Annotated in this window: 10 protein-coding genes; 5 read left to right on the top strand and 5 right to left on the bottom strand. The window is 71.3% G+C overall.

The genetic code is table 11. From position 1 onward, the window contains the following. Window positions 1-135: 135 nt before the first annotated feature. The 5 genes from AC07EQ_RS19700 to AC07EQ_RS19680 all read right to left on the bottom strand — a co-directional run bounded on the left by AC07EQ_RS19700 (window position 136) and on the right by AC07EQ_RS19680 (window position 7,338). Complete coding sequence (locus tag AC07EQ_RS19700) at window positions 136-2,277, bottom strand: SRPBCC domain-containing protein (protein ID WP_478389374.1); 2,142 nt, start codon at window positions 2,275-2,277, stop codon at window positions 136-138. Window positions 2,278-2,367: 90 nt separating this feature from the next. Beyond that, window positions 2,368-3,015 carry a DUF6073 family protein gene (locus AC07EQ_RS19695; RefSeq protein ID WP_478389373.1) on the bottom strand — a complete coding sequence of 216 codons (648 nt, stop codon included), beginning with the start codon at window positions 3,013-3,015 and terminating at the stop codon, window positions 2,368-2,370. A 28-nt stretch (window positions 3,016-3,043) separates the two neighbouring features. Then, the gene (locus AC07EQ_RS19690; protein WP_132480634.1) at window positions 3,044-4,360 is read right to left on the bottom strand and encodes a HEAT repeat domain-containing protein; all 1,317 of its coding nucleotides are present in this window, start codon (window positions 4,358-4,360) and stop codon (window positions 3,044-3,046) included. Window positions 4,361-4,776: 416 nt separating this feature from the next. Further along, on the bottom strand, window positions 4,777-5,628 hold the full coding sequence (locus AC07EQ_RS19685) for an SRPBCC family protein (protein WP_478389372.1): 852 nt from the start codon (window positions 5,626-5,628) through the stop codon (window positions 4,777-4,779). Window positions 5,629-5,706: 78 nt separating this feature from the next. Then, complete coding sequence (locus AC07EQ_RS19680) at window positions 5,707-7,338, bottom strand: SMI1/KNR4 family protein (RefSeq protein WP_478389371.1); 1,632 nt, start codon at window positions 7,336-7,338, stop codon at window positions 5,707-5,709. 146 nt (window positions 7,339-7,484) lie between these two features. On the opposite strand from AC07EQ_RS19680, the gene AC07EQ_RS19675 reads away from it, so the two are divergent. From AC07EQ_RS19675 to tatC, 5 genes are all read left to right on the top strand, one after another. Continuing rightward, the gene (locus AC07EQ_RS19675) at window positions 7,485-8,468 is read left to right on the top strand and encodes a helix-turn-helix transcriptional regulator (RefSeq protein ID WP_478389370.1); all 984 of its coding nucleotides are present in this window, start codon (window positions 7,485-7,487) and stop codon (window positions 8,466-8,468) included. Beyond that, complete coding sequence (locus AC07EQ_RS19670) at window positions 8,465-9,436, top strand: helix-turn-helix transcriptional regulator (protein WP_478389369.1); 972 nt, start codon at window positions 8,465-8,467, stop codon at window positions 9,434-9,436. Before AC07EQ_RS19675 ends, AC07EQ_RS19670 begins: the two co-directional genes overlap by 4 nt. 19 nt (window positions 9,437-9,455) lie before the next feature. Then, a complete protein-coding gene (locus AC07EQ_RS19665; RefSeq protein WP_093260095.1) occupies window positions 9,456-9,656 on the top strand; it encodes a bacteriophage holin in 201 nt (66 codons plus the stop codon). A 78-nt stretch (window positions 9,657-9,734) separates the two neighbouring features. Further along, complete coding sequence (tatA, locus tag AC07EQ_RS19660; protein ID WP_358388060.1) at window positions 9,735-10,007, top strand: Sec-independent protein translocase subunit TatA; 273 nt, start codon at window positions 9,735-9,737, stop codon at window positions 10,005-10,007. 20 nt (window positions 10,008-10,027) lie between these two features. Then, the gene (tatC, locus tag AC07EQ_RS19655) at window positions 10,028-10,984 is read left to right on the top strand and encodes a twin-arginine translocase subunit TatC (protein WP_478389368.1); all 957 of its coding nucleotides are present in this window, start codon (window positions 10,028-10,030) and stop codon (window positions 10,982-10,984) included. The last annotated feature ends 112 nt before the right edge of the window (window positions 10,985-11,096 follow it).

Here is an 11,096-nt window from a genome sequence, read left to right as displayed (position 1 = left end):
TCCTGGCCAACAAACCGGGGCACGGGTTAAGGGGGGGTGACCGGATGGGGCACCATCACTTCCCCACGGGGGCGGGGGTTTTTTTGGGTTGCCATAGCAGCCCAAAAGACTCACGGCCGGCGGAACCAGCGCCGCTCAGGGCCGCAGCACGTACAGCGCGTTCATCGGGCTGGGCATCGGGATCCGCTCGACGCTGCGGAAACCGGACGCCGTCGCCAGCTCGCGCAGCTTCCCGGGCGGCAGCCCGAGCGTCCCCAACCCGGGTGCGCCCTGCGAAAGAGCCGACGGCAGGCAGTAAAGCGTGCTCGTGGCGTAGAGGATCGTCGCGCCGGGGCCGGTGTTGTCCGCCGGGTCCTCGGCGCAGTTGGTCTCCAGCACGAGCACCGCGCCGGTGTCCTCCCGCAGCGCGCCGCGAACCGCCCGGAGCAGCCCGCCCGGGTCCGGCGCATCGTGCAGCACGTCGAACATCGTGACCAGGTCGACCTGCTCGGGCAGCCCCTCGGCGGCGTCCTGGTGCTCGAACCGCACCCGGTCGGCGACCCCGGCTTCCACCGCCGCCGCCCGCGCCCGGTGCACGTTCGGCTCGTGCAGGTCGAACCCGACGAAGCCGGTGGCCTCGAAGGCCCGCGCCAGCCGGAGCACCGCGTGCCCGCCACCGCAACCGACGTCGACGACCGTGCCACCCCGCCCCAGCACCTCGGAAAGCCCGTCCACGGCCGGAATCCACTGCGGCACCAGCATGGTGTCCAGCCAGGTCCGGCTCATCCGCTCCATGGCGAGGAACAACTGCTGCGGATAGCGGTCGTGCGGAACCCCGGCGCCGGTGCGGAACGCTTCCTCCACCTCCCGGACGGCGCCCACCAGCGGCGGCACGAGCTCGTAGCCGGCGGCGAGGCTCATCGGCGAGTCGTCGGAGAGCACGGCGGCCGCCCCGGCCGGTAGCGAGAACCGCTGCCCGTCGTGCCGTTCCAGGTAGCCGGCGCTTGCCATGCCGTGCAGCCATTCGAGCAGGTACCGCTCGTCGCAGCCGGCGAGCCCGGCCAGTTCCGCGGCGGTGACGCGACCGGCGCCGGCCAAGGCCCGGAACAGCCCCAACCGCAGGCCGAGCACGCACAGCACGCTGGTCATCGCACCGCCCAGATCGGACATCGCCCGCCCGGCGAAGTCCATCGCGGGCGACTCCGCGGGCACGACGGCCGGCGCCGGGCCATGCCCGTTGGTCCGGCCCGCCTCGGCCCCGCCGCCGCTGATCGACCAGCCGTGCGGCCCCACCGGCGCTCCGTCGGACGGGCCCTGCTGCTGCAACAACATCTGCGCCCGGGCGGCGGCCGACACCCAGTAACCGGTGACGATCTTGCGCTCGGTCACCGCGTCCGGGATGCCGAGGTCCTCCCAGCCGTCGTGGAAGACCTGCAGCAGGCTCTCCCGCAGCCCCACCGGCTCGATCCAGATCCGGCCGCCCAGCGCCGCCGGCCACGACGCCCGGCGCAGCTCGAACTCCAGGTGCGGCAGGTAGGACGGGAACTCCTGCCCGCTGTCGACCAGCCTGGTGACCCGCAGCAGCGCCCGGCCGCTGGCGTCGCCCATCACCACGGTCATCTCCTCGCCGGCCGCCAGCGACCCGGCGCACGGCTGCAGCCAGTGCCGCACCGCCCCCGGCGCGGTGAGCGCCTCCCACGCCTGGAACGGCGGCGCGGGCAGCGGGATCTGCAGGTAGGGGCCCATCCGGCGCCACGGCCACCGCCACTCGGTGCCGGTGCGCAGGTGCGCGGCGAGCTGGTCGAGGATGCCGGGCCAGCCCATGCCGTTCCAGGACCGCCAGTCCGACGGCGGGTTGACCGCCTCCTCGACCACCGTCACCGAGGTGCCCGCCCCGGCCGGTTCCACGGTCCAGGTCACCGAGGTCGCCGGCCCGATGCCGACCCACCGCCACAGGTAGCGCAGCACCCCGGGGCGGCCGTCGCCCGGGGCGGTGCTCCGCTGGGTGCGGCACCAGAAGAACTCGCCGTCCTCGAAGTCGAGCATCACCTCGGCGCCGGTGCGGGCCCAGTTCCCCCGGCACACCCCGAACCACTGGGAAACCCGGTCCGGATCGGTGAGCGCGGCCCACACCGCCCGCGGCGGCTCCGGGATGACGACCGTGCTGACCAGCCGTTCCCACCGGTCCTGGGCGACCGGCACGGCGCTACCCCGCAGCGGCGCGAAGCCCGCGGCCTCGTCGGCGACCGGTACGCCCAGGCCGGGCGGACCGCCGACGTGCAACTGTTCGGTGCTCATCTGACTTCTCCCTCGCCACGTCGACGAAAACCAGGCGGACACCACTGGAAGCCGGTGGTCGCGACCACCGGCTTCCAGCTGGGTTCGGAATCACGCGATCTGTTCTTTGGGGAGGTAGCCGCCCATCGTGAAGCGCAGGCTGGTCACGTAGGCGACCGGGTCGTCATCCGGCCGGCGGATGTCGTGCAGCGGCAGCATCCGGTAGATCTGCCCCTTCCCCGGCGAACCGGCCGGCGGGATCTGCCGGACGTCGTCGATGGTCAGGATGATCGGTTCCTTGTTGATCAGCTGCAGGCCCAGCTTCGGCATGTCGAAGATCGCGCCGACCGCCATCCGGCAGGCCTTCGCCGCCGGTCCCTCGCCCGCGTACGGGTCGAACGGGGTCCGGATCTGGCCCGCGGACAGGCATTCCGGGTTGAGGGTCACGGTGATCCGGCCCAGCTCCTCGGACTCGCCGGTCATCCGCATCTCGATCAGGTTCGTGTAGACCTCGGCGTTGGCCCACTCGGTCGCGGTCGGCTGCGAGCGCACCACGCGCACGTAGCCGTCGAACGGCACGGTGTACTCGCCCACGCCGGGCACCGCGAAGGTGTCGATCGAGGAGATGCCGAGGTTGTCGATGCCGGGTTCCGGCGTCGTCCACGGCTGCACCTCGGTGCCGGAGTAGAGGTTGGGCACGCCGTCCGTGGTGACCGGGCGGCCGTAGACCACGGACGGCTTCTGCGTCGGTGTGGACATGGTGGTCGTCCCTTCGGCGTCGGGTGGTTCAGGGCATCAGGGCGGTGTGGTCGCAGCAGGTCAGGCCGGGCCGGTCGGCGACGCCGTCCTGGTCCATGTCGATCTCGCCGTCCACTGTGGAGTAGACGTCGCGCGAGTTGAGGTCGATCGTGCCGTCGCCGTCCCAGTCGTTGAGCTTGCCCTTGAACGTGCCGAGGATGAAGGCGTTGGTCATCGGCCCGACCTCGGGATCGTGCAATGTGGACAGCACGCCGTTGCCGGGCACCAGCACCTCTTCCAGCGACTTGCCCGCGATCCGGCTCAGGTCCACGTAGCCCCAGCCCTGGAACCGGCCGCGCACGTAGCGGATCGCGGCCTCCTCCCGCACCTGGAACCGCGGCTCCAGGTGCCAGGTGCCGTAGCGGGCGAAGCCGATGTTGGCCTGCCGGACGCCCTGGCTCGGGTCGTCGGCCTGCCCGGACTTGAAGAACGTCCGGGGCACCAGCGACTCGAAGAAGAAGTTCCCCCGGTCGCGGCGGGTGCGGTCGGTGAACCCGCGGAACAGGTAGTTGTCGCAGTGCGGCGAGCCGTCCTGGTGCAGCCCGTCGATGGTCTTGGCGATCACCAGCTGCTTCTCCCTGGTGGCCACGTTCGGGCAGGCGTGCGCCTGGCCGTAGATGCGCGCGAGTCCCTGCGGTGCCAAGGAGATCTTGCCCCAGTGCGTGTTGGACGGGTCCAGGCGCACGTACAGGTCGCAGTGGATCAGCAGGAAGATCGTCTCGTCGAAGGTGCGGTCCGGCGTGTACAGCCCGGATCGTCCGTCGAACGCCGGGTCGCCGGTCTGCAGCTCGCTGATGAACAGCTTCGCCCACTCGGCGATCTCCGGGTCGTCGTCGGTCAGGAACTCGCCGAGCGCCGCGATCGCGGTCGGCCCGCCGAGCTTCTCGATGGCCCAGAGCGCGTCCCACCGCACCTGCCGGTCCTGGTCGGTGCGGGCCGCTTCGGCCAGCAGCGCCACCGCGTCCTCGTGGTCGCGGTCGGCGTACTCGAACAGGGCCTGCTCGCGCATCGCGGGGTCGGGGTGCTGAAACGCCTGCTCCCGCAGCTGGTCGTTGCTGCGGTTGTCCAGCCGGATGGCGACGCGGTCGAGGGCGTAGCCGAAGTCGCTGGCCCACGCCGCCGGGTCGCCGGCGACGAACCGCGGGTCGACGTTGCTGAGCGTGGTGCGGTACGCGAAGTTCAGCGCGTCCTTCTGCTCGGTGGCCAGGTCCTCCAGTGCCTTCGGATCCTGGACGGCGGCGTCCCAGCGGCCCGGGTGGTGCTCGGCGAGTGCGCCGGGAGATTTGTTGCACAAATCGATCGCCATTGCACTGATTCCTTTCGGCGTCGGGCTGTTTCGACCCTTCCGAAGGTATTGACGACCGGGCCCGAAGGGCTTCTCCCAACTTGCCGACTGGCTTCGGCACGAACCCCAGGTGAACGTTCTGTGGCGAGGTAGGGCTTCATCCGCCCGATGCCGGTGGGCACCGTTGGGATTGAAGTGAACGGCCCGCTGGTGTCAATAGGCGAGGTGAACGGTCCGTTCGCTTCATCCGCCCGATGCCGGTGGGCACCCTTGGGATTGAAGTGAACGGCCCGCTGGTGTCAATAGGCGAGGTGAACAGGCCGTTGACTCCACCGCCCCGAAAGCGCGGGCCGTCCTGCCGTGACCCGGCGCACCAACATTTCAAACCGCTATAGCACCCCAAGGTGCTCACGGGAACGGAACCGGCGGGGTCCGCCTCACCCGGCGTGGGTGCGGGCGGCGGAGAGGGCCGCGATCCAGGTGGCGGCGAACCGGCGGCGCACCGATTGCGCGCGCTGCGCGGACCAGCCCAGCCGGGTCCAGCCGGTGTGGGCGAAGCTCAGCTTCCAGGTTCCGCCCGCCGCTTCCCGCAACCGCACGGTGCACGCCGGATCGTGCTGCGAGTCCGGGATTTCCACGGTGAAGGTCAGCAGGCGGTCCGGCGTCAGCGCCCAGTCGCGGATCCGGAACCGGCGCGGGCCTTCCTCGTCGAGCACGAAGAACCAGCTCGGTTCGAAACCGTCGCTGGCGATCGGCAGCCATTCGTACAACTCGGATTCGCGCAGCGGGTGGAAACCGCCGGCCGGCAGCTCCACCGAACCGTCGATGTCATCGCGCCAGCCGTAGCGGGTGTTCTTGCCGGTGCGCAGGTGCCGTTCCAGGCGGGACAGGAAATCCGTCCAGCCCTCCAGCATTTCGGCGGCCTCGGCCGGGGACCGGCGGTCGTCGTGGTCGCGGACGGTCACCGACACGCCGTCCGCGGTCGGCGCCAGCCGCCAGGTGATCAGCTCCTGGCGGGCGACGCCCAGGAAGCGCCACTCGAAGTCCAGCTCCGGCGGCTCGATCCGCCGCGGCACCAGGGCGAAGAAGTCCCCGTCGCCGAAGTCGACGCGGTTCTCCTCGCCGACGCGCAACGGTCCGGCGAGGTAGCCGAACCACTGCTCGACGTGCGCGGGCTCGGTGATCGCCGCCCACGCCCGGGGCAGCGGCGCGGCGCAGTGCACCCGCACTTCGACGTGCCCGCTGGTGATCTCGCCCTGCGGCGCGGCGGCTCGGTCGTCGGTTCCCATGCCCGGCCTCCCGGTCGTTCGGCGGGGACGCGATCGCTCCAAGTTGCTGACGAATACTATAGTGATCCGGTCAAGGCGTCAGGGCCGTCGCAGCCGCAGCAGCCGGCGCCACAGCGAGGTGCGCGGGCCCGCCGGCGGCCCGTAGCGGCTCCGGGTGTAGCGGAGATCCGGTTCGTCGACGAGGGTTTCGGCCCACGCGGCCGCGTCGCGCAGCGCGGGCGAACCGCTCAGCTCCGCGGCGGCCAGGCCCGCCGGGTGGGACGCCGTCTCCCGCAACGTGTCCCACTGGCGCTCGTTGAGCCTGAGGTGGCGCACGCCGTCCAAATCGGACAGCACGGCCACATCGCCGATCTCGGCCCGGGCCAGGTCCAGTCCGTACAGCCGCGGGCAGTCGCGCAGCGGGCTGAGGTCGACCGGCCGGCCGGTGGTCAGCCGCAGCACCCGCAGCGTCGGGTGCGCGGCCAGCGGCGCGAGATCGATGCTGTCGAGCTCGGCGGTCAGCACCTCGACCGGGACGTCGCGCAGCGCGGAGAGGTCGGCGGCCGGGCAGTCGATCAGCTCCACCTCGAGCAGCGACGGAGCCCCGCGCAGCGGCGCCAGGTCGACCCGGTCGGTGTTGGCGATGACGAGCCGCTGGACCGCCGGGGGAATGTCGCGCAGCCGGGCCGAATCGCCCTCCACCCGCAGTTCGCGGCCTTCGGCGGGCTCCGGCTCCGCCGCCATGAACAACCGCAGCTCGCCGCCGCGGTACTGGTAGGAGTAGTCCGCCAGCGCGTCGACGTGGCGCTGGAGCAGGCTGGTCACCGAGTCGGCGACGTAGACCGGACCGTCGTCGTGGCGCATGCCCACGCGGATCACCTGTCCCGGCCGGCCGTTGGGGCCGGGATCCATGTCCACCGCCAGGAAGGCGCCGCCCGTGTCGTGCGCGAACGGGAGCCAGCCGGTGCGGTCCACCGCCCGGCGCACCGCGCCCGCCGGGCGGGAGTCGTAGCGGAGCTCCCGGAACAGCAGCCGCTCCCAGTCGCGCACCGCCCACCAGCGGTCGGCCGGGTCGCTCAGCGCGACGACCTTGTTCAGCCCGAGCCATTCGTGCCCGTGCAGCAGACCGGCGCGGCGGTCGCCGTTGATCCGGCCGTACAGCGCCCGGAGATCCGCGGGCAGCGGCACCGGCAGCCGGTCTTCGAGGAACTCCCGCTCGCCCGCGTCCAGCGGTTGCGGTAGCCGCTCGGGGCGGTCGAGGATCTCGGCGCGCCGCGCGAGATAGCCGTCCAGCAGCTCCAGCGCCTGCAGCGGGTCGCCGGCCTGCGTCGGGTCTGCAGGCCCCGGTTGGAAGTCGGCGGGCTCGGCGGGCAGTTCGCCGGGGCGCAGCAGGTAGGTGAAGCCGGTGCGGTCGGACCGGGTCGGGCGCCGCAGCGATTCGCTGGTGAGCGCCTCGAACCTGCCGTTCGGGCGGACCACCAGCTCGACGCTCAGCCGGTCCCCGGCCCGCTCCAGCTCGTGCACCCGGCACAGCGCCTCGTGCAGGTCGAGCTCGCCGGTCCCGCCGGGCGGCTCCGGCTCGTACCAGAACCCGTGATGACCGGAACCGCTTCCGCCCGTGGCGAATCCGCGCAGCACCGCGCGCCGCCAGCCCTGGGGCGCGGCGGCGGCGATCTGTTCGGCGATCGCGCGCAGCGCCGCGAGCGTCTCGGCATCGTGCTCGGTCGGCAAGGACGGCTCCGGCTTCCGGTCGGGGGTGCGTGCGGGGGCAAGTCTTCTTACCGCACCGCCGCCACATCGGTCCCGGCTGCACCGCTGGACGCATCGCGCACCGGACCCAAACACATGATCGAATACAGCGGGGCTAGGCTTTCGAAGTGGCCACTGTGCGTGCTGAACGCTTGGTGAACCTGGTGCTGTGCCTGCTGTCGACGCGCCAGTACCTCACCGCTGAGCGGATCCGGGCGATCGTGCCGGGTTATGCCGGCGCGCCCACCGGCGAGGCCTTCTTCCGGACCTTCGAACGCGACAAGGCCGAGCTGCGCGACCTGGGCATCCCGCTGGAGACCGGGCGCAACTCCGCCTTCGACGCCGCCGACGGCTACCGGATCGCCCGCCGCGACTACGAACTCGGCGACATCGACCTGGAACCCGACGAGGCCGCCGCGGTCGCCCTCGCGGTGCGGCTGTGGGACTCCCCGGAGTTCACCTCGGCGGCCCGGGGTGCGCTGCTGAAGCTGCGCGCCGCCGGAGTCGACGTCGACGAGCGCTCCTCGGCGGCGGTCGAGCCGAAGGTGCGCACCAGCGATCCGGCGTTCGCGCCGCTGCTGGCCGCGGTGCAGGCGGGCCGGGTGGTGGAGTTCGACTACCGGCGTCCGAGCAGCCCCGATGTGCACCGCCGCACCGTCGAGCCGTGGGGCGTGGTGTCCTGGCGCGGCCGCTGGTACCTGGTCGGGCACGACCGCGACCGGCAGGCGCCGCGCTGCTTCCGGCTGTCCCGGATCCAGGGTCAGGCCAAGGCGGTGGGACCCACCGGGCAGGTGCAGCGCCCGCCGGACACCGACCTGCTGCGGTTCGTCGCCGGCGAGCACCGCGAGCCGCCACCGGCCACGCTGGCCCGGGTGTGGGCCGCGGCCGGCCGGGCGCAGGGGCTGCGGCGCCGGGCGACGGTCGTGGACCGGATGGAGCTCGGCGGCGACGAGGGCGACGTGCTGGAGATCGACCTGAACTACCCGGAGTCGGCGGCGAGCTGGCTCGCCGGGTACGGACCGGACGTCGTGGTCCTGGAGCCGGACACGCTGCGCAAGACGGTGCACGAGATCCACCTGGACGTCGTCGACCAGGTGGGGGAGGGCCGATGACGAGCGCGACCCAACGGCTGCCCAGGCTGCTGGCGCTGGTGCCGTACCTGCTGAGCCGGCCGGGCATCCCGATCGCCGACGCCGCCGCCGACTTCGGCGTCACCGAGCAGCAGCTGCGCAAGGACCTGGAGCTGCTCTGGATGTGCGGGCTGCCCGGCTACGGGCCCGGCGACCTGATCGACCTGTCCTTCGAGAGCGACTCGATCACCGTCACCTACGACGCGGGCATGCGGCGGCCGCTGCGGCTCACCGCGTCCGAGGCGACGGCGCTGCTGGTGGCGCTGCGGGCGCTGGCCGACACCCCGGGCATCGCGGACACCGACGCGGTGCAGCGCGCCCTGGCGAAGGTGGAGAACGCGGTCGGGCAGGCTCGCCCGGCCGGCGTGGTGGTCGGGCTGGAGGGCCGGGAAGGCGCGGTGCGGCCGGGCGTGCGGTCGGCGGTGCAGGACGCGACGACGCGCCGTCGCGCGCTGCGGATGCGCTACTACACGGCCTCCCGAGACGAGATCAGCGAGCGGACCGTCGACCCGATGCGGCTGCTGCTCATCGACGGGCGCAACTATCTGGAGGCCTGGTGCCGCAGCGCGGCCGGGGTGCGGATGTTCCGGCTGGACCGCATCGACGACGTCGAGGTGCTGGCCGAGGCCGCGCAGCCGCCGTCGGAGGCCGAGCCGACCGACGTCTCGGAGGGGCTGTTCCGGCCGGCGCCGGACCAGCTCGTCGCCGAGGTGGAGCTGGAGCCCGACGCGCGCTGGGTGGCCGAGTACTACCCGGTCGACGAGCTCGTCGAGCTGCCGCAGGGCCGGGCCAGGGTGCGGATGCGCTACTCGGACCGGACGTGGATGACCCGGCTGCTGCTGGGCCTGGGCGGCCAGGCGCGGGTGCTCAGCCCCGACGAGCTGGCGTGTGACGTGCGTCAACGTGCGGAAGACGCGTTGACGCGGGCGCGTCACCTTCCGTCCACCTGAGCGGGATACCGTTACCGACGTGCCGTACGTGTGGAGTCTCGTCCTGCTGGTCGTGGGCCTGGTCCTGCTCGCGCTGCTGCTGGTCCGGTTGTTCCGGGAGCTGCGCAGGTTCAAAGTCGTGCAGCGGCAGGTGTTCCACGACCTGGACGACCGCAGCGGCCTGGTGAAGGCTCGCGTGGCCGGTTTGAAGGTGGCGTTCGCCCAACGTCGCAACCGGTGACGCGCAACGGCCCTATTTGTCGACTCCCGTCTTGCGTACCATTGCGCCTGCAGGGACATCACGAAAGGTTGGACACGAATGGGTTTGCCAGGTGGCTGGGAACTGATCCTCATCGTCTTGGTCTTGGTGCTGCTCTTCGGTGCCACCAAGCTCCCGCAGATGGCCCGTTCGCTCGGCCAGTCGGCGCGTGTTTTCAAGGCCGAGGCGCGTGGCATGAAGCAGGACGAGGAAGCGGCCAAGAAGGAGAAGGCCGAGCGGGAGCCGAAGCCGGAGCTGACCTCCGGTGAGCCGAGCGCGCCCCCGGTCACGTCCACGGTCGACGAGAAGCAGCGCAACGACTCCAAGAACTGACTGAGGACGGGAACAACAAGGTGGGTGCCAGTGCACTGGGGCGCCTGAACCCGTTCCGCAAAGGTCGCCGTCGGTGGGGGCGCAGGCACAACCCCGACGGCACCATGACGCTCGTCGATCACCTCTACGAGCTGCGGTACCGGTTGGGCGTGGCCGTGGTGGCGGTGACGGTTGGCGCGATCTTCGGGATCTGGTGGTTCTCCAACTCGATTTACGGGCTGCCCACGCTCAGCCAAGTGCTTCTCGAGCCGTACTGCCAGCTTCCGATGACCCAACGGCTCAGCCCGAACGGGACGTGTCAGCTGCTGCAGACCGAGCCGTTCGAGATCTTCATGCTGACCCTGAAGGTCGGCGTGTCGGTGGGAGCGGTGCTGTTCAGCCCGGTGTGGCTCTACCAGCTGTGGGCGTTCATCACGCCGGGGCTGTACTCCAAGGAGCGCAGGTTCGCCCGGCTGTTCGTGGCCTGCGCGACCGTGCTGTTCGTCGCGGGCGCGGTGCTCGCCTACTACATCCTGCCGACCGCGCTGGGGTTCATGTCCGGGTTCGGCGGGGACGCGTTCTTCACGGCGCTCACCGGTGGCAAGTACATCAGCTTCATGCTGCTCCTGCTGGTGATCTTCGGCGTGAGCTTCGAGCTGCCGTTGATCCTGGTCATGCTCAACCTGGCCGGCATCGTCAGCTACGCCAAGCTGAAGAGCTGGTGGCGAGGCCTGGTCTTCGCGCTGTTCGTGTTCGCCGCGATCGCCACGCCGGGACAGGACCCGTTCTCGATGCTGGCGCTGGCGGCCGCGCTGTCCGTGCTGTTCACCGTCGCGATGGTGATCTGCAAGTTCAACGACAAGCGCCGGGCCAAGAAGCTCGAGGGGCAGGGCCTGGCGGGGCTCAGCCCGGACGAGGCGTCGAATGTCGACTTCCGGGCCTCCGAGCTGGACACCACGCCGTCCACGACCCCGAAGCAGCACGACGACGCGACCTGATCCGCAATTTCCATTGAAATGAGCCTTTTTCATCCTGCTTCGTGTTCGAGGGTGAGGATGGCTTGGGCGAGGGTGCCGACTTGGTGGGGGCAGCAGCGGACGCGGTCGAGGA

It is taken from the genome of Saccharopolyspora sp. NPDC045839 (genome assembly GCF_056431645.1).
The sequence above is the reverse complement of the archived record's forward strand: the minus strand, read 5'-3'. Positions and strand labels throughout refer to the sequence as shown.

Bases quoted from the DNA above. Each gene is read 5' to 3' on its own strand.
- AC07EQ_RS19700 (WP_478389374.1), bottom strand. From the start codon at position 2,277: ATGAGCACCGAACAGTTGCACGTCGGCGGTCCGCCCGGCCTGGGCGTA.
- AC07EQ_RS19695 (WP_478389373.1), bottom strand. From the start codon at position 3,015: ATGTCCACACCGACGCAGAAGCCGTCCGTGGTCTACGGCCGCCCGGTC.
- AC07EQ_RS19690 (WP_132480634.1), bottom strand. From the start codon at position 4,360: ATGGCGATCGATTTGTGCAACAAATCTCCCGGCGCACTCGCCGAGCAC.
- AC07EQ_RS19685 (WP_478389372.1), bottom strand. From the start codon at position 5,628: ATGGGAACCGACGACCGAGCCGCCGCGCCGCAGGGCGAGATCACCAGC.
- AC07EQ_RS19670 (WP_478389369.1), top strand. From the start codon at position 8,465: ATGACGAGCGCGACCCAACGGCTGCCCAGGCTGCTGGCGCTGGTGCCG.
- tatA (WP_358388060.1), top strand. From the start codon at position 9,735: ATGGGTTTGCCAGGTGGCTGGGAACTGATCCTCATCGTCTTGGTCTTG.